Source organism: Runella sp., assembly GCF_965279615.1.
Taxonomy (GTDB): Bacteria; Bacteroidota; Bacteroidia; order Cytophagales; family Spirosomataceae; genus Runella.
In genome coordinates, this window is the sequence record NZ_OZ257252.1 from 7004950 (window position 1) to 7023566 (window position 18617).

Below are 18617 nucleotides of genomic sequence, written 5' to 3' on the forward strand. Positions count from 1 at the left end.
TCCTTTTAACATCGGCACTCCCCATAAGCCTATTTGTATCAGGCAATTGCGGCAGGAAAACCTGTTACGGGCAAAATTGCCGTATTGCTTTCGATTTTTTGGAGGGCAGTTTCTTTTTTTGTTTTCAACCGATGGCGTACCAAGGCCGCCATACTCGCCCAAGTAGCATCCCACGAATCATGTTGAAGAAAGGTGTCAACCCGTTGCAGCCAGATCTTCTTATCGGTAGTTGCCAGCTCTTTCTCGACACATTCGATAAAATCCTCGGGTGTTTCGGCAATGTGTACCAAGTCATTTTTTCCGTAGGTATCCACCACATCTTTGATAGCCGTGGAAACAACCGGTTTACCTCCGGCCAAGTATTCCGGTGTTTTGGTGGGACTGATATAACGGGTAGATTCATTGCGGGCAAACAGGCAGGCGGCAATGTCCCAACCGGCCAGATAGCGTGGCAATTCGTCGTATTTCTTGCTGCCTAAATAATGGATATTAGCCCCTTGCGGCAAGTGGGCCGGGTCAATTTTGACGACGGGACCAATGATGACAAAATGCCATCGGGGGCGCTGTTCTGCTACTTTTCTCAACAATTCAATATCAAAGCGCTCATCCACAACGCCGTAAAAACCGATACGGGGGTGAGGAATAGCTGCTTGGTCAGCGGGCTCTTCGCAGCGTTGTCGAGCTTGGCTGAAATGAGCTTTGTCAATACTGCTGGGAAAACAGTAGACAGCTTCATGCGTCTTTTTCTTCGCTTCAAAAATGCTTGCTCCTCCGGTAAAAACCAGATCGGCCTTCGAAAAAAGTTCTTTTTCTTTTTGTTTTAATTCGACCGGGGCAAATTTAAAGGCCGATAATTCATCCATACAGTCATAGATGATAAGGCGTGGACTAAAAATGTCACTGATGGCCAGTGCCAAAGGAGTATAATACCAAAACAGATAGTTTTTGATGGATTCTTGGTAAAACAATGCCGTGATTAATTTTTTTTGTCTTTCCCGCGAACAGCCGGAAGAAGAAGATTGCAGAAAGGGTGTAACGACCCAGAGGTTTTTTTGGGGAGTACTTACTTCTATCTTATCAATGCCGTCGTAGAAAACGGGTTCTTCAATAAAAAAAACGCGTGAATGGTTGGCAAATCGGCTCAACAAATGTTGAGGTCTTTGGTAGACAAAATCCCAACGTAAATGAGAAAAGCATACAATGTCAGTCAATAAGTGCTCCATAATAGTTTAAATAACAGTGTGACATTTTTTTTATTTTAGCTCAGTGCGATTTCGAGCTGTTTCGGTTATTTCTTCCGACTGTTGGGGCACACAAATTATACTTTGGAAAGACCGGGAATTTCCAAAGTTGTAATAAGGGAGTTTCGCTGTTTCCCTTTGTTACCGGTTTTGTTGGTACCGACAACACGGCCACCGGCGCTTTTACTTTGCGAGCTTTTGTTTTTAGATACTCCTTCGGTATCGGCTACTTGGAATCGGAGTTCAGAGTCTTTAGCAGTCGTTTTTTGGAATTTTTCCTTTACGATTTAGTGGCTCTACTATTTATTGGTCAGGAATTAAAGGATACAATTTTCTATTATATTAAGGAAAGGATTGTACCACTATTATCAGACATAAAGTCTGCCTGCTTTTGGGGTTTTAAATACCCGATGGGGTAAGTACTCCCCATTCCTTTCAAGAAAATTTTCCCGCTTTGGTGCTGCGGTGTATCCACAGCTTTGGATTTGGGAGAACCTTTCTGTCGAAGATATATATTTAAAACCTTGCAAGGCGTGTGCCGGATAGCGGACGCCCCAAAAAGAAAAACCCGGACAACCGGGCCTAATTTCATTATTACCCCGTTGTAGAATGTTAAAATAGCCGGTGACTACTCCGGCTCAGGCAGTGGCTGACTTTAAAGAATTAAAAGCCGAAATTAATCGGATAAAATCAGAAAAAATCTTCGCGGGACTAATAAGAGACAGACCTATAGAAAAGCCAATTCAGTTCAAACCGATTTTTTATGTCAGTTGCGGAATATCTATTTGGAATATATTTATGTAAATTTTAGTAAAATTAGGTTAATTTTTACCTTTTTGGCATATTATTTGCCCTGTTGATGGATATAATAGTAGAATAATATATAAGGGATAATTTGGAGTATCGCCCGGCTCATTTGAAAGCCGGGCGATCTTATTTTAGCTAAATTCTGGGCTAACTCTTTGATTAAGAGAAATTAACGATTAGTTAATTTTTTAGTGCGTTCACTCTTTAAAATGCCGATTTCATTTATTTCAGGTTTGGAGTAAGCAAATGTCCGTTTTCTTTGTACTGCAAAAAAACACTTTACCTATACTCAATAATGATCATGAATTTTAGCGAACGCTTTCAAAAACTTGCACAACAAATTCAGACCCGCGAATACTGGGAAAAACGCGTAATGTTGGAATATCCTGACCGGAATGTAACTATTCAAATCGTAGACGGGTCGATTACTTTCACCGGACTGGCCCGATATGAATCGGATAGGTTGCTGGGATGGATTTGGCCGATGTAGCAACTCAAAATATCCATAGGCATTCCAAGCCGGTGAGATAAAGCAATAGATTGAAATCAGTTATAGCGATTGTGAAATTGTGGGGCAAGCTGAACCTTTGGCTTGCCTCCTGAATTATAGATTTTGCTGCTTTCCGCGCTTTTGAAAAGCTACTCTGATTCGTTTGAGCATAGGGTTCAAACGTGTTTTCACCCCCTAATCTGCCTTCAATTAAGGGCTATTCAGGCAATTTGTCCTGATGCTCATTGACAATAGCGTTGTACTGTTGTTCTGTAATAAAGCCTTGCTCAAATTGCCACTTGGCGAGTTCAATTTTGGATTTATGCTCTTCTTTTGAAACCGGTTCGCCGGGAGTCGGCTGATTTTCGGGGGTGTCAGTATTTTCCATTGCCTTTGGTAGGTTAGTAAACAAAGATAACGATTTACGTTTTTGATTTAAACTTTTCAAGGGCAAACCAAAAAAGAAATTCAGTTAGGAAGCACTTGCTTATCTTTCATACTCCTCAAGTAGTTTATCAATTTCAGTCTTTCGTAGGTGTGCATACTCAATGATCGTTGCGACTGTTATCGGCAAACCGTAATGGGCCTGATTGTGCCACTGAATATACAGATTTTCAATGATACGGCGACCATAATGTTGGTATATCCAGCCCCTTATTTCAAAATAGATATTCCAAAATTCCGTATCGGGAATAACCAGGTTGTTGTAGGTCAAATCACTGAGATGAAACTCTATCACCTTCAACGAGTCGGCAATTTGCTTTAGGTAGTCATCGGTCATTATGTGTAGGGTTAATTTTTAAAGCAATTAACACAAAATGACGTAAAAAATATAGAAGAAAAGCGGTTGGCTATGCGTCTTTTATAGATTTTTATGGAAATAAGGCAGTAGTTAGCAAAAACACTTAATCAGGGCAACCGATAATGCGGGCATTGAAAATAGCGCCCGGAGCGACTTCAAAACCATTTTGCAACGTAATAGCATTGCCGGCCTGATAAGAAGTACTTGGCGATGAGATGATCTTATTTTGAGCGGTGATGGAATTTTCGGCAGCGACAACAGTCGTACCGTTAATATTATTAAAGGGATTTGTTAACGCTAATGTATTGACGGCACAAGGCGGGTCTATTTGTAAAAGAGGGTCGCCCAGATTGATCTGCACTATCAAACTGCTGTTGTTGTATAAATAAGAGTCACCGAAAAATGCTCTTTTGCTTATATCGGAAAACGGGCTCCCTTCCCGAAAATAGTCAATGAGAGGAGAGCGAAATTCGAAGACGGCAATGCCGACACTTGTTGTATAGGCTTTTACAAACAGCGTATTCCCTTTTTCCAAGTAAGCGCCTGCTACATAATCGTACTCATTAAAGGCCCCCACCGAACAGGCGTTGAAATCAAAAGCCATGGTATTTAAGTTCGGAAGGTTACGGATGGTGCTGTTTGAAATGCCATAATAATGAAATGTTGGCGCACCGTGACCCATGAACATGCAGATTTCGTACGATCCGGTGGCAAGCTTGGAGGTGTAATCCTGATTCCATACAGGATCATATCCGTGAAAATCCGGCCCGAATTTCTGAGGAACATTGATCGTGTCGTTGACCTGCCATCGAGGATTAATGGCAGAGAGGGCCGCAGGGGCACCGCCATCATGAAATTGGGTGTCAGCAAAAAGAACAGATTTATTAAAGGTGATATTCCCCTTTTTAAATTGGTGCAATTTGGTGAAATAGTTTAAAATGTACTCCTTTTTAGGCGTTGGCCCGTTGGGAATAACAGCGCCGAAAGCAAGATCAAAAGAGTTTGACTGACAAAGCGAGTTTCCTATATCATTGGCCGGAAATCCGCTGAAAGTACAGTATTGATATGTTTTTTGCACAAACATATTTTCAGTGGAGTCATAATAAAACTCGGGCGCGTATAGCTGTGTGTAAAAATTAACGCTTAGGTCATAGTAGGTGTAAACGGGAGTATTATTGGCAGGATTCAGGAACTGTCTTCTTATTTGGGTTGTGGCATTGGAGCCTAAAAAAAACAGATAACGCAGCGGATTCGCGGTATTTGCATAATCCGTTCGGATTTTTGCCATTAATTCATTTTTCTTCACATTTTGATTTTCAAGGTAAATCTTTTCAAAGATGATGCCATAATAGGGCGTAATGTCGTTGATATAAGCAGTAATGGCGTTGTCAATGTCAGTATCACCTTCCATTTCTTTGTCGATCACGAATAACAACTTTTTTTGCCTGTTTACGGACTCTTTAGCGGTAGTAAAAGTAATCTGTCCAACCTGATCACCATTACACGTATTGTACTGAGCATCATTCATATGCAGAAATACCTGTGCGGCAAATAATTGATCGGGTTTAAGACCGCCAAAAGACGTGGTTAAAGATCGGTTGACCTTGTCGATGGCCTTATTGGAGAAAAAAAGTACTTTGGAGAACCGAATGTCATCGCCTTTATTGATAACAACAACGACATATTTGACTTCATTTAAATTGACAATTTCCGAAAAACTGAGTTGGAGATGTACCTGGCTTTCGGGGAAATGTTCGTCTAAAGAAGCAGTGATGGTAACCTGTTGCGCGGAAACTGTCCGCGACGGTGCGGACATGTCGAGGTTCATTCTACCGGTCTCATCCGGATGCATGTTTACTTTTTGAGAAATGGACTTGGTGGCACCGGCCAAAAACAACAACAGATAAAGAAAAGATTGTTTAGACATAAGTGTGAATTTGAAGTAAACGATCATCGTTTTTGGTCAATGCAATGACTTTCAAGTACTCTAAAGACGTAATAAACAAATGAATGGATGTATGCAGATTTATTTTTTCGATAAATCTGCATTGATTTATGCTGCCGAATGCGGATATAGTTAGGTTAATTACCGAAAAACCCCGTATGCTAAGGCAAACGGGGTTAAGCATTACTAACCTGAGATATTACTATCTCGGCCAATCTACAATTTGATAAGCCAAAAGGTTTTAAGAGTAGGCCGGGTGTGTCGGGTTGCTCACAACCCGACCGGCTATTAACAGGAAGATTAATGTATTGATAAACAGTCTTTTATTTGAGGATTGGCTTGCAAGTAAAACCTGTAAAATTGACTTTTTATCATGAGTCCATAAAAGTAGATTTTCAAATAAGATTGTTTTCATAAGAATACCGGCAATTTACCGGCAGGTATGAATAAACAGGAATTTTGCCTTTTTTGTCTGATTCTTCTAAACCACAATCTTTCAATACATTATGCCGAATCGCCGCGAATTCATCAAACGATCTGCCTTGGCCGGCACCGGAATTCTTACCTCCTCCGGCCTGTATTCTTTTCAGGGTGCTCCCAACGAAAAAGTGCTCATTGGAGTGATGGGCACCAACAGCCGGGGAACGTTTCTGTCTAAAACTTTCTCCAAACTCCCCAACGTAGAAGTGGCGTATGTGTGTGACCCGGATGCGAAGGTGCTGGCCAAAACCATCGCTGAAATAGAAAAAATGACGGGCAAAAAACCGCAGGGTTTCAGCGATATTCGTAAAATGTTGGAGAAAAAAGATTTCGACGGTTTGGCCATTTCAGCGCCCGATCATTGGCATACGCCGGCAGCCATCATGGGCTTACAGGCCGGTAAAAATGTGTATGTGGAAAAACCGTGCAGTCACAATCCCCGCGAAGGGGAGATGCTGGTGGAAGCGACCAATAAATATAAAAAATTGGTGCAGATGGGCAGCCAACGGCGGACCTTCAGCAATGTCAAAGACATGATCGCCAAACTGCACGGCGGAGCTATCGGACGAGTGTATTTTGCGCGGGCTTGGTACGTCAATAATCGGAAATCCATCGGGAAAGGCTCAGTGGCTGCCGTTCCGCAGCACCTTGACTTTGACCTTTGGCAGGGGCCTGCGCCGCGCCGGGAATACAAAGACAACTTGGTTCACTACAACTGGCACTGGTTTTGGCATTGGGGCACGGGCGAAGCCCTCAACAACGGCACGCACGAGTTGGATGTAGCCCGTTGGGGGTTGGGGGTCAATTTCCCAACGCAGGTGGTCTCAGCAGGTGGACGTTTTCATTTTCAGGACGATTGGGAAACGCCCGATACGCAGACCATTACCTATAATTTCCCCAACAACACGGCCTGTACGTGGGAAGGGCGCAGTTGCAACGGCTACAATTCGGAAGGCAGTGGGCGAGGCGTGGTTTTTTACGGCGAAAAAGGAACGATCGTATACCCCGGCGCCAATAGCTATAAGATCTTTGACGGCGCCAACAAATTGGTCTCGGAAGTAAAAGACGACACGCCGTATGACCCCAACAATACAGTCAGTCCGACGGAATTATTGGATGGGTTGCATTTGGCTAATTTTTGTGAAGCCATTCGGGGCAAAGAGAAGATCAATGCGCCGATTTTGGAAGGACATAAATCGACGCTGTTGCCTCAATTGGGTAATATTGCGTATCGGGTAGGCAGAGCGCTTCATTGCGATTCGACCAACGGACATATTCTGAACGACAAAGAAGCCATGAAACTTTGGTCGAGAGAATACGCCAAGGGATGGGATGTAGTGGTATAACTTTATGCGAATCGCTCGCCTCCTGCGAGCGATTCGCATAAAATCAGGGGGTAGCAGCTTTCTCCTTTACCCATTCTTCAAAAGGCAGCCATTGCCTTAATCTGAGATTTTGGGGGTTGAGTGCTTTGTTTGCGGGTTCATGCAAGAGCCTGTGATTGGTCAACAATTTAAGAAAAAGGCTTAACCACTCCGAAAACAAGACAGGAGCGTTTGTCTTTTTGTGACGCCGCCCAAGGTTTTTGAGCTCGTATTCGAGATAATCGAAGTTCCCCAATTCATATTGGATCATTAACCGCAGCATATAATACAGCCATTGCCAGTAATCGGGTGCGTCGACAATGCCTTCATTGAGTCGATTATTGAGAAGTTTAAGCGCGCTCTGATACAGTTTTTTGTGAAAATAAATACGGGCTATCAGCAGGTTTATTTCTATTTTAAGGGCTGTGGGCAGGGAATTCATTGTGTTTGTTAAATACGTATTTGCAGCCTTTTCAGCCAATGTGAATGCTTCGTCAAAGCGATGTTCGCCCAGGTATTGCTGCATTTGATAACTGTCGGTCAATGCATTTCCCAACTCAATGAGCGTGTTATTCTGAAGGGTAAAATCGCGGAGTTTTTGAATAAAAAAAGGCATTTGGTCAAACTGCTCGCACCAGCGAAGGTCGGCCAAAATACCGTCGAGTACGTAGAGGTAATGAATGGGAGCATCTTTCCAAAGGGCGGAATGTTGATCGTAAAAAGCAATTAATTCGTAAAAAACCGATAGGCTGCTTTCCGGCGCTCCCGTCATCAGAAAGTATTGCGACTGAAAATGCAGGTGGAGTTTTTGCGCTTCAAACGATTCGTAATGCCGACTGTTAAGCAATTGATATTCTTCCAGTAACAGATCATTGAGTCGTTGGACCTCCGCAGGATTTTGCGTTAATCCGCGCTGCCAATACCGACACGACAATGTTTCGAATAAATACGCATGACGAACAAAATTTTGCTCGTGTTCAAGCACTTGCAGCATCGTATTTTGCTGTTCAACCAGTGCCTGTTCGTTCAGATCGCCAAACTGCGATCGGGAGTGAAGCTGTAATTCAAGACGAATGGCAGGCAGCCAATACGAAAATTTTTCGTGTTGCAGCGCCAGCACTTTGAGCTTATCCAATTGTTCATGCGCCGCGTTAAAAAAGCCTTTGTCGTGCAGGATACGTGCATCCTGCAATAAATTCATGAGCTGCCCTTCGATGTTTTTCTCTGATTCATACAGCCGCAGTGCTTTCATTAAGGTTCGATACAAATACTTGCGGGCAGGTTCGAGCGATTTTTCGCCAAAGGCGTCATTGAGTTGCTTTTCATTCACTACCGGTTGAGATTCCAACAATTCATAAAGTCGATAAAAATCCTTTTGCTCTGAGGTGACCAACAGCGTGAAAAACCTTTTCTCAGATTTAGATAAGGAATGAATCAGCGAGTGAAGTGTTGAAAGAAGCATAAAGTTATTAGAAATAGCTAAATTGTATAAATCAATTATTTGATATACAGAAAATTATAAATTTATTGTGAATTTAAAAATAGCTTTATTTAAGAATAGTTGAGTCAATAATATTACTTTATCTGTACATATTTGAATTATTATTAAGCAATTGCTGAAAAAATCTTTGAATATGGTACAACGAATACTGGTTATTGGCTCTTCCAATACCGACATGGTCGTAAAAGCTAACAAACTCCCTGCTCCGGGTGAAACCGTCATTGGAGGGACTTTTCTTATGAATCCCGGCGGAAAAGGAGCAAACCAAGCCGTAGCAGCGGCGCGTTTGGGAGCAGATGTGACATTCGTAGCAAAGGTAGGCAACGATATTTTCGGCAAACAGGCAATTCAGGGTTTTCGCCAAGATAAGATTCGTACCGAATTTGTATTTTCCGACGCTAAAAATCCTTCGGGAGTGGCACTCATCGGCGTAGATGAACAAGGCGAAAACTGTATCATGGTAGCGCCCGGAGCCAATGCTCATCTGCTTGCGTATGAAGTTGTGCAGGCGCTTGAATCGGTTTCGGAAGCTGAATTGTTGTTGCTGCAACTGGAGATTCCACTCCAAACTGTAACCGCCGCCGTTGAACATGGAGCCAAACGAGGGTTGAAAATTATCCTGAATCCTGCCCCGGCACAGCCTCTCCCCAACGAGATATATGCTAACCTGTTTGCCATTACCCCCAACGAAACCGAAACAAAACTGCTTACGGGCATTACGGTTGAGGCCCACGATCTTGGCTCGCTTCGGGAAGCAGCCGAATGGTTTTTGGCAAAAGGCCTTAAAAATGTGATCATTACGTTGGGAGCAAAAGGCGCATTTCTGTACAATGAAGAAGGCGGTAAACTTATTGCCGCTCCGCCGGTCACCGCAACCGATACCACTGCCGCCGGAGATGTGTTCAACGGCGCCTTGGTGGTGGCATTATCGGAAACCAAATCCCTGTCAGAAGCGGTTACGTTTGCCTGCAAAGCGGCTTCCATTTCCGTGACCCGCATGGGAGCGCAGGCGTCAGTGCCTACGCGCAAAGAAGTAGATGCTTTATCCTTATCGAACGTTACAAAACCCTAATACCATGAAGAACAAGTCACAAATAAACATTTTCCGAATTTCTTTCTTTTGTCTTTTTACGGTCAGTACAGCCATCACGTACGCCCAAAAAATGACGATCAGCAAAGCCTCTCTTCAGGATAAACTCAAAGGCGGTTGGGCGGGTCAGTTGATCGGTTGCACGTTTGGCGGTCCCACCGAATTTAAAAACAACGGCACCATGATCAATGACTATCAGCCCATTCCGTGGTTTGATGGATATATTAAGCAGACCATGACCAACATTCCGGGATTGTACGATGATATTTACATGGACCTGACGTTTGTCGATGTGTTTGAAAAAGAAGGACTTGATGCACCCGTTGCCTCCCATGCCAAAGCCTATGCCAATGCAGATTATTTTCTGTGGCACGCCAATCAGATAGGGCGTTATAACATCCTGAACGGCATCCTGCCACCGCAATCAGGTCATTGGCTCAATAACCCTCAGGCTGATGCCATTGATTATCAAATTGAAGCCGACTTTGCGGGACTGATGTCGCCGGGAATGCCCAATACAGCCTCGGAAATTTCCGACAAGATCGGGCACATCATGAATTATGGCGACGGTTGGTACGGCGGTGTCTACATGGGTGCTATGTATTCGTTGGCGTATGTATCAAAAGATGTTAATTACGTTGTGACGGAAGCATTGAAGACCATCCCGCCCCAAAGTGATTTTTATAAATGCATGGCCGATGTGATTCGTTGGCACAAACAATACCCCAACGATTGGAAACAGAATTGGTTTGAAGTCCAAAAAAAATGGTCTTCTGACCGTACCTGCCCCGAAGGCATATTTAATCCATTCAACATTGATGCTACCGTCAATGCAGCTTATGTGATCATCGGACTTTTGTACGGGCAGGGAGATTTTAGCAAAACGTTGGAAATCAGTACGCGTTGCGGACAGGATTCGGATTGCAATCCGGCATCGGCGGGCGGTATTCTGGGCACCATGCTCGGCTACGACGCCATTCCGGCGTATTGGAAAATGGGCTTGAAAGAAGCCGAAGACATTGATTTTAAGTATACGACCATGTCGCTCAACGATACCTACGCCATCAGTATGAAGCACGCGTTGCAGGTGATCGAACGGAACGGCGGAAAAGTAGATGCCGATAAGGTCACGGTCATGACCCAAATCCCTAAGCCTGTACGCTTGGAAGTCAGTCATCCGGGACATTTTCCCGTTGAAAAAAGAAACATTGACCAAACGCTGGTCAATGAGTTGGAAGTCCCTTTTTCAGGCATTGGGTACGTATTCAACGGAACTGCCAATCGCAAAAACGAGAAAGGAAGTGATTATGTGTTTGAAGTGGAAGTGATGTTGGACAATAAAACCCTTGAGACTGTGAAGCTTCCCACGGCTTTTAAAGAGCGCCGCTTTAACTTGTTTTGGAAATACCAATTGCCCAAAGGTCAACACAAAGTTCGTTTTAAACTCCTGAATCCCAGCCCGGACCACACGTTACGTTTGAGTTATGGAATTATTTTTGACGACCAAGCCATTGACATTGCCTGGAAGAAATAATATTCTTTTGCCCCTAAACCGCTAAAATCAACTCCTTTCCATGTTTATTCTTGAAACCTATTCGGTCGCTGTTATTTTCTGTCTGATCACTATGCTTTGCTGGGGATCATGGGCCAATACTCAAAAATTGGCCTCATCCGGCTGGCGTTTTGAATTGTTTTATTGGGATTATACCATTGGCATTTTACTGTTTTCGCTGCTTTTGGCCTTCACGCTGGGAAGCAACGGGGAGCAGGGGCGTTCATTTTTAACCGATTATGCCCAAGCCAATACCGCCAGCTTACAATCGGCTGTGATTGGAGGAGCGGTGTTCAACATTGCCAATATATTGTTGGTAGCAGCTATTTCCATTGCAGGGATGTCGGTTGCTTTTCCGGTTGGCATTGGATTGGCGCTGGTCATTGGGGTAGTGGTCAATTATATTGATGCACCGGCGGGTAATGTGCTGCTGTTATTTGGCGGGGTAGCACTGGTTACGGCGGCTATTTTGCTGAATGCCAATGCGTACCGAAAATTGAGCCGTACTACGGCGGGCGTTTCGACGAAAGGGCTGTTGCTGAGCGTAGTAGCAGGGGTATTGATGGGTTTTTTCTATAAGTACGTTGCCAATTCGATGACCACCAACTTTGCCCTGCCGGAGGCGGGCAAACTAACACCCTACACTGCGTTGGTCTTTTTTGCCATCGGTATTTTTCTCAGCAATTTTATCATCAATACTGTGCTGATGTATCGTCCGTTTGTGGGCGCACCGACTTCATTTTCTGCATATTTTAAAGGTAGTTTCCGCGATCACCTTATGGGGGTTTTGGGAGGCATGGTCTGGAATTTGGGGATGGCATTCAGTATTTTAGCCGCCGAAAAAGCCAGCCCGGCTATTTCATACGGATTGGGTCAGGGAGCCACGATTGTAGCGGCCATTTGGGGAATATACATTTGGAAAGAATTTAAAAATGCGCCAAAAGGAACCTCCAATCTGCTGAATATGATGTTGTTGTGTTATGTCGTTGGACTGGGATTGATTATTATGGCCCGATAATTTGCCCTGTTGTTGATATGAAACAGAGGTAGTTGTGTTTGGAAAATCTATGTCTGTATCCTGAATCACCATTACACTATATTATCTATACGTTATCCGGAAATTTCATGGTTTTTAGAGCCATTCTGAATTTTTTGCAAGGCGTTTTAAGCTTGATGCATCAGATCATAATAGTATGAAAATTCACAGAAACCACTATACTTTTAATAATCGTTGCTGAAATAAATTGGTCAAAATTCCAAGGGCAATTAATCCTGCCGAGACTGCATAGTATATCTTTTCGCGGAGAGTCTTCCCGACGAGGTATTCTATAAGTCTCTGACAGACAGGGATTAAGGCGGCGCCGGCAATAATGAAACTCAAACCTGCCATTGTCCTGTTCTTCTGAATTTCATCTATCCCTGAAATGATAAGCATAATACCGAGAAGCCATTTTGTCAACGTTGTCATACATTGGATTGGCTACTTTTCTCGATCATTAAGCGTTCGCAAAAACCTTTCCCGAATTTTAATCGGATAACACGGTTTTTTAGCCTTATCTGCGCTTTCATGTGGACTTTTAAGCCCCGTTGAAATAAGAACAGTACTTTAGAGGCGGCTGTAAAAGACGGGTGGTCATTTTGCGAAGAAACGGTGAATGGAATAAGTACTTCAATTCTAAAAATCATAGTAGTGCATTTCTTTCAAACCAATAAAGCTACCATAGCTTTGAATACTTCAAATTTGAAAGGTGAAGCCAAATAAGCAGTAGACCGATTGACGATCTGAAGCTGAGATGTTGCAAGTTCCGATCTGCCAAAAAATAACACCGGGATTCTTTTATTGATTTTGCTGTCAATGAGTAAAATAAGCGGTTGAAATGAATCTTCGCACATGATCAGATCAGGTTGCAGTGTAATGATACACATCAACAGTTCGTCAAAATCTTTAACGTTGATCTGATAAACTTCATAGTCGGGAGAAGCCAAAATTGTGACAAAAATCTGCGGGACAACGTCGCTGTCCCGCAGTAAAAGGACTTTAGTTTTCATAACGCTGGTATAAGTACAGGAACGCTGAGCATAAATATACGTTAAGGGATATTTTGTTTCAAATTAAAATTTGAACATTCCTATTCATTCGTTAAATAATATAATATTAGTATACTGCTTGGCGGAAAAAATGTCTATTTAGGGACTACTTACCAAATTTTTTTTTCATGGGGCAACTATTTATTTGCTGTTATATACCATTGCCTCTTGATTCGGCTTTGTCGGATTGGAATATATTTTTGATTTTATGGTTGATCCAAAATGTTCAGCCAAAAAGCGCTTCATGAACCGGGAAAAAATGGTAGAAGCAAGAGATGATTTGAGGGAATAAAGGGCAGAATCATTATAATTGTAATAACCCCACGAAAGTAGTTGAGTTATTAGTCATTTTTTTTCTTACTTTAACAACGAAAAAGCCCATAGGCAATGGCCTTAGGGCTTTCACGTCAATTAACCGATTGAAATATCAAACCTGCACGAAATTCATGCAGGGCGACATTCAAAAAGAGGCAGACCTTTCGATCAAAATCCTCCATTGTGGATAAAGACAATAATCCTGCCAAATGCATAAATGCCCAAGAGTTTTGGGCATCAAATTAATTTATTTAGCTTTAAAAAGACATATATTTTGACCTGAAAAAGTAGTGTCGGAAACTCATGTAGCTTATTAAAACATTCAAAAAACTTCAAACTTTTTTACATCCTGCTCGTCATTATTGAATTATTGATAAGCCTCTTGCCATGAGAACGTTTGCCGATAAAGTGATCACCTTCAACCAACAACTTCATTTTTCAGGAACATTGCCGAAAGGAATTCGCATCATGAATCCTTTTCGGGAAGATGAAAAGGTACTGCCGTTATCTTCGATTTTCTATAAAAAATACTACGACGATACGCAGTCCCGGCACCTTATTTTAGGGATCAATCCCGGCCGATTTGGGGGCGGAATTACGGGCGTTCCTTTTACCGATCCCAAACGATTGATCGAAAAGTGCGGCATTCCTTTTCCGGGAATGCTGACGCACGAAATGTCTTCTGTTTTTGTGTATAATGTCATTGACGCATACGGAGGACCGGAAGCTTTTTACCAACATTTTTACATTCATTCGATTTGCCCGTTGGGCTTTACTGCACTAAGAGACAAGGGGAAAGAGGTAAATTATAACTGATGTTACGCTTGTTCTATGTTAAAGTGTTAAATACAAAATTACCTTTGGTGTATGAAAACAGATTTGGACTTATACACTGACTATTTATTGAGTTCATTCGGGCAAACCAGTGCCACGGGTCTTTCGCGGCTGTTGGACAATAGCATTAGCCACGACGATGTGACAGATTTTCTTAATCAAAGCGAACATACCGGCAAAGCATTATGGAAGCAGGCAAAGCCCTTTGTTCGACAAATAGAGTCTGATGATGGCGTGCTAATCGTAGATGACAGTATCAGTGAAAAACCTTATACAGATCCTAATGGATTAGTATGTCCTCACTATGACCACAGCAAAGATCGTTTTGTGAACGGAATTAACTTTGTGACATTACTTTATCGAGTCAAAGGCATACAGTTTCCGATTGGCTTTATGTTGGTTATCAAGTCATTACAATGCCTTTTAAAGGATAGAAAAGAAGTTTGGCGTTCTGAGAAGACCAAAAATGACATGCTGCGGGAATTAGTCAAACAGGCCTGTCAAAATTCCGTTAGGTTCACTTATCTTCTCTGTGACAGTTGGTATGTAAATGCCGAAAATATCAATTTCATAAGAGCATTGACGAAGCATTTGATAGGTGCAGTTAAATCCAATTTAGAAGTAGCTTTATCTGCTCAGGACCGAGCTCAGGGGAAGTTCGTTAAAATTAGCCATATAGATTTGAAAGTTGGCGTTCCTCAGAACGTTTACCTGCGGTCAGTCAAAGAGCCTGTACTGGTATGTAAAGACATTTTCATAAACGAGAATGGATCCGAGGGCGAATTATTTTTACTATCCACTAATGTAACCAACCATTTCCAACAAATTATCACGACCTATCAAGAACGGTGGGGAGTGGAAGAGTATCATAAGTCGCTGAAAAATAATGCTTCTTTATCTAAGTCGCCGACTCGCACCTTACAAACTCAGCAAACACATTTCTTTGCCAGCCTCTGTGCCTATATCAAACTTGAACGTCTTAAAATTCAGGAAAAACTCAACCATTTTGCCCTTAAAAGCAAATTGTATTTAAAAGCTATTCAGGCATCTTTCGCAGAATTGCAAGTCTTGAAAACCAAATTGTCAAAGAACGAAAAACAATTATTATTTGCTTAGGCTATGCCTGAGCGTAACATCAGTTATAATTATTACGACAGTAAAGAACTTACCGATGCAGTCTATGATTTTATCGTGGAAAATATCCAAAAACAGATTGAGATAGGTGTTTCTACGGATGTTTGCTTCTGCATGGGAACGGGAAAAAACGAAACATTCCTACGGGCGTTGAATAAAAAATATGCCTTTTTTGATGAAATCATTGCGTTGGAACATCCGCGCTTTGTGATGCAGTACAAATCGACTTTTAAGCAACACTATATTGATAAATACCTCGCTGCTTTTAAGCGTATTGAGTAAATGAGCGAGGCTGCTTTCCTTATTGTTCCGAAAGTATTTACCTTAGCCCTTTCAAAAACGCGTATTCTATGAGATTCTCGACGCTCTGTTTGGTACTTTGCATCTTATCAATTTTCTCGGTAAAGGCCCAGCCCGCTCCCAAGCAGGCGCAGTGGTCAAAGCTGTACATTGCACCCGACAAACGTAACATCACGCGCGGTGATGGGAAACCGTTCTTTTGGTTGGGAGATACGGCTTGGGAATTGTTTCATAGATTAACAAGAGAAGAAGCGGATTTTTACCTGAAACGGCGTGCGGAACAGGGTTTTACGGTGATACAGGCCGTGGCGTTGGCCGAGTTTGACGGTTTGACACAGCCTAATCAATATGGACAGTTACCGCTTAAAAACAATGACCCCGCACAACCCAACGATCTGTATTTCCAACACGTAGATTACATTGTTAATAAAGCGGCTTCTTTGGGTTTAGTGACGGGATTGCTGCCCACGTGGGGCGATAAATTCAATAAAAAATGGGGTGTAGGACCCGAGATCTTTACGCCCGAAAATGCCCGTATTTATGGGGAATGGTTGGGCAAACGTTACAAAGGCAAGCCTGTCATTTGGATATTGGGCGGCGATAGAAATCCCGAAGCGGAAAAACATTTTGCCATCATTCGCGCGATGGCCGAAGGCATTCGGGCAGGTAATGGCGGTACACAACTTATGACGTATCACCCCACGGGCAATAGTAATTCGGCGGCGTTCTTCCACAAAGACAACTGGCTCAGTTTCAATATGTATCAGTCAGGTCATTCCGCCCGAAATACGAAAAATTATACCATGCAGCGCCAGAATTATCAATTGTTTCCGGTAAAACCAACGCTGGACGGCGAGCCGCGCTACGAAGATCATCCCATCGACTGGAAACCCGAACAGGATTATTTCAACGCACACGATGCGCGACAGGCAGCGTGGTGGGCCATATTGGCGGGTGGCTGCGGACATACGTATGGCAATCACAATATTTGGCAATTTTTTGATCCAAATCGCAATAAACCCGTTTCGGTAGCCCGTACGCATTGGCGTCGAGCCATTGACAGTGATGGGGCGTGGCAAGTTGGATATATGCGCAAACTGTATGAATCGCACCCTTGGAATCAACTGATTCCTGAGCAATCATTGCTGAAAGGTGATAACCCCGACGATGCAGGTTACCAAATGGCGGCATTGGGTGAAAATAAAGACTTCCTGTTTGCCTATACTCCAACGGGAAAGACACTGAAAATGGATCTGACAAAACTGAGCGCGGGGCAATTGATGGCTTATTGGTTCAATCCCCGTGACGGTATTACTACCCAAATCGGTGATTTTAAAAACGATGGCGTCAAAGAATTTAAACCACCCGTCACTTGCCCCACCTGCGATTGGGTACTGGTCGTTGACGATGCCGCCAAGCCTTGGGCAGGATATGGATTACCGAAAGTTGTTAAGAAATAAGCTATGAATTTTCCCCTTTTCGTTGCCCGCCGTTATTTTAGTTCTAAGAAGAAAAAAAGCTTTATCAGTCTGATTGCCAATATTTCGATGTTGGGCGTGGGCGTGGGGACAATGGCGTTGGTGATCGTATTGTCGGTCTTTAATGGCATGGAAGAACTTAACCGTCAGCTGTTTCGAAGTTTTGATCCTGATCTGAAAATTACCCCTGCCAAAGGAAAACGCATTAATGTTACGCCGGCACTTTTGTCGAAAATTCAGAAAACCGACGGGGTTAAGTTTGCCACACAGGTCATTGAAGATAACGCACTGGCGCGTTATGCCGATCGCCGTGTGGTGGTCAAGCTTAAAGGCGTTGATTCTACGTATGAGCAACGACACCAACTGGACACGGCGTTGGTCTACGGAGCCGTAGAAGTGATGGCCAATGGTGAGCCCAAGGCCGTGATCGGTGCTACGGTTCAGCAATTATTAAGCATCAATCCTAACGATATTTTTACGCCGCTCGAACTCTGGTATCCCCGCTCCGACACGCGCACGCTGAATTCTCCCGATGCCTTTAATCAACAGGTTATTCGGGTAGGAGGGGTGTATATGCTCGAACTGCGCTTTGACGATTATGTGATTGTACCACTGGATTTTGCGGCCGAATTGCTCGGTTACGGCTCACAACGTTCTTCCCTGGAATTGCAATTGCAGCCCAACGTCGATGCCAACGCCGTCAAAAACACATTGAAGAACACGTTGGGTGATGCATTTGTGATACGTACGCGCGACGAGCAGAATGCCGACTTATTGCGCGCCATTCGTCTCGAAAAACTGTTTGTCACCATTACCTTAGGACTGATCGTGTTGGTAGCGGCGGTCAATATTTTCTTCTCGCTTTCCATGCTCGTTCTCGAAAAACGCGACGATATTAAAATGCTTTTTGCCATGGGCGCTACGCGCAGCATTGTCAAACGAATCTTTCTGTTTGAAGGCGCATTGGTTGCTTTTGCGGGCGCAGCGGTCGGGTTGCTGTTGGGCGTTATTATCTGTTGGTTACAACAAACATACGGTTTCGTGTCGATGGGAATGGTCAGTTCATTAGTGGATGCTTATCCTGTCAAAATGGTATGGCAGGATTTTGTAATTACTGCTTTTTTGGTCATTGCAGTTACCATTATTGTGTCTTTTCTGCCTGCCAAACGAGCTGCTGAAATGTATTGATCTTTTTT

17 protein-coding genes are annotated in these 18617 nt (G+C 43.2%); 10 read left to right on the plus strand and 7 right to left on the minus strand.

All coding sequences use genetic code 11. The annotated features are described in order from the left end of the window. Positions 1-38: 38 nt before the first annotated feature. Positions 39-1223 carry a glycosyltransferase family 1 protein gene (locus ACQY73_RS29435; RefSeq protein WP_428657751.1) on the minus strand — a complete coding sequence of 395 codons (1185 nt, stop codon included), beginning with the start codon at positions 1221-1223 and terminating at the stop codon, positions 39-41. A 1126-nt stretch (positions 1224-2349) separates the two neighbouring features. Here ACQY73_RS29435 and ACQY73_RS29440 point away from each other — a divergent pair. Next, positions 2350-2538: a hypothetical protein gene (locus tag ACQY73_RS29440; RefSeq protein ID WP_428657752.1), complete on the plus strand. Its 189-nt coding sequence runs from the start codon at positions 2350-2352 to the stop codon at positions 2536-2538. 217 nt (positions 2539-2755) lie between these two features. Here ACQY73_RS29440 and ACQY73_RS29445 read toward each other — a convergent pair whose 3' ends face one another. The 3 genes from ACQY73_RS29445 to ACQY73_RS29455 form a co-directional block, all read right to left on the minus strand. Beyond that, positions 2756-2926: a hypothetical protein gene (locus tag ACQY73_RS29445; RefSeq protein WP_428657753.1), complete on the minus strand. Its 171-nt coding sequence runs from the start codon at positions 2924-2926 to the stop codon at positions 2756-2758. A gap of 99 nt (positions 2927-3025) precedes the next feature. After that, complete coding sequence (locus tag ACQY73_RS29450; protein WP_428657754.1) at positions 3026-3319, minus strand: hypothetical protein; 294 nt, start codon at positions 3317-3319, stop codon at positions 3026-3028. A gap of 124 nt (positions 3320-3443) precedes the next feature. Further along, complete coding sequence (locus ACQY73_RS29455) at positions 3444-5267, minus strand: 3-coathanger stack domain-containing protein (protein ID WP_428657755.1); 1824 nt, start codon at positions 5265-5267, stop codon at positions 3444-3446. 524 nt (positions 5268-5791) lie between these two features. Here ACQY73_RS29455 and ACQY73_RS29460 point away from each other — a divergent pair. After that, entirely contained in the window at positions 5792-7111 is a 1320-nt protein-coding gene (locus tag ACQY73_RS29460) for a Gfo/Idh/MocA family protein (protein ID WP_428657756.1), read from the plus strand. A 43-nt stretch (positions 7112-7154) separates the two neighbouring features. On the opposite strand, the gene ACQY73_RS29465 is transcribed toward ACQY73_RS29460, so the two are convergent. Further along, on the minus strand, positions 7155-8591 hold the full coding sequence (locus ACQY73_RS29465) for a hypothetical protein (protein WP_428657757.1): 1437 nt from the start codon (positions 8589-8591) through the stop codon (positions 7155-7157). A 172-nt stretch (positions 8592-8763) separates the two neighbouring features. Between ACQY73_RS29465 and rbsK the strand changes: the two genes are divergently transcribed. Genes rbsK through ACQY73_RS29480 form a run of 3 tightly spaced genes read left to right on the plus strand, consistent with a single transcriptional unit; the run spans position 8764 to position 12290 of the window. Further along, positions 8764-9702, plus strand: a complete 939-nt coding sequence (gene rbsK / locus ACQY73_RS29470; protein WP_428657758.1) for a ribokinase — start codon at positions 8764-8766, stop codon at positions 9700-9702. A 4-nt stretch (positions 9703-9706) separates the two neighbouring features. Next, positions 9707-11254: an ADP-ribosylglycohydrolase family protein gene (locus ACQY73_RS29475; protein ID WP_428657759.1), complete on the plus strand. Its 1548-nt coding sequence runs from the start codon at positions 9707-9709 to the stop codon at positions 11252-11254. A gap of 40 nt (positions 11255-11294) precedes the next feature. Further along, positions 11295-12290: a GRP family sugar transporter gene (locus ACQY73_RS29480; protein ID WP_428657760.1), complete on the plus strand. Its 996-nt coding sequence runs from the start codon at positions 11295-11297 to the stop codon at positions 12288-12290. 195 nt (positions 12291-12485) lie between these two features. Here ACQY73_RS29480 and ACQY73_RS29485 read toward each other — a convergent pair whose 3' ends face one another. Both ACQY73_RS29485 and ACQY73_RS29490 read right to left on the minus strand, forming a co-directional pair. Continuing rightward, complete coding sequence (locus tag ACQY73_RS29485; RefSeq protein WP_428657761.1) at positions 12486-12740, minus strand: DUF3953 domain-containing protein; 255 nt, start codon at positions 12738-12740, stop codon at positions 12486-12488. Between the two features lie 233 nt (positions 12741-12973). Then, complete coding sequence (locus ACQY73_RS29490) at positions 12974-13321, minus strand: hypothetical protein (protein WP_428657762.1); 348 nt, start codon at positions 13319-13321, stop codon at positions 12974-12976. A gap of 741 nt (positions 13322-14062) precedes the next feature. Between ACQY73_RS29490 and ACQY73_RS29495 the strand changes: the two genes are divergently transcribed. From ACQY73_RS29495 to ACQY73_RS29515, 5 genes are all read left to right on the plus strand, one after another. Continuing rightward, positions 14063-14491 carry a uracil-DNA glycosylase family protein gene (locus ACQY73_RS29495; protein ID WP_428657763.1) on the plus strand — a complete coding sequence of 143 codons (429 nt, stop codon included), beginning with the start codon at positions 14063-14065 and terminating at the stop codon, positions 14489-14491. A 51-nt stretch (positions 14492-14542) separates the two neighbouring features. Then, entirely contained in the window at positions 14543-15625 is a 1083-nt protein-coding gene (locus tag ACQY73_RS29500; RefSeq protein WP_428656040.1) for an IS701 family transposase, read from the plus strand. 3 nt (positions 15626-15628) lie between these two features. Next, positions 15629-15925, plus strand: a complete 297-nt coding sequence (locus ACQY73_RS29505; protein ID WP_428657764.1) for a uracil-DNA glycosylase family protein — start codon at positions 15629-15631, stop codon at positions 15923-15925. Positions 15926-15993: 68 nt separating this feature from the next. Beyond that, entirely contained in the window at positions 15994-17403 is a 1410-nt protein-coding gene (locus tag ACQY73_RS29510) for a glycoside hydrolase family 140 protein (RefSeq protein ID WP_428657765.1), read from the plus strand. Positions 17404-17406: 3 nt separating this feature from the next. Beyond that, positions 17407-18609: an ABC transporter permease gene (locus ACQY73_RS29515; protein WP_428657766.1), complete on the plus strand. Its 1203-nt coding sequence runs from the start codon at positions 17407-17409 to the stop codon at positions 18607-18609. The last annotated feature ends 8 nt before the right edge of the window (positions 18610-18617 follow it).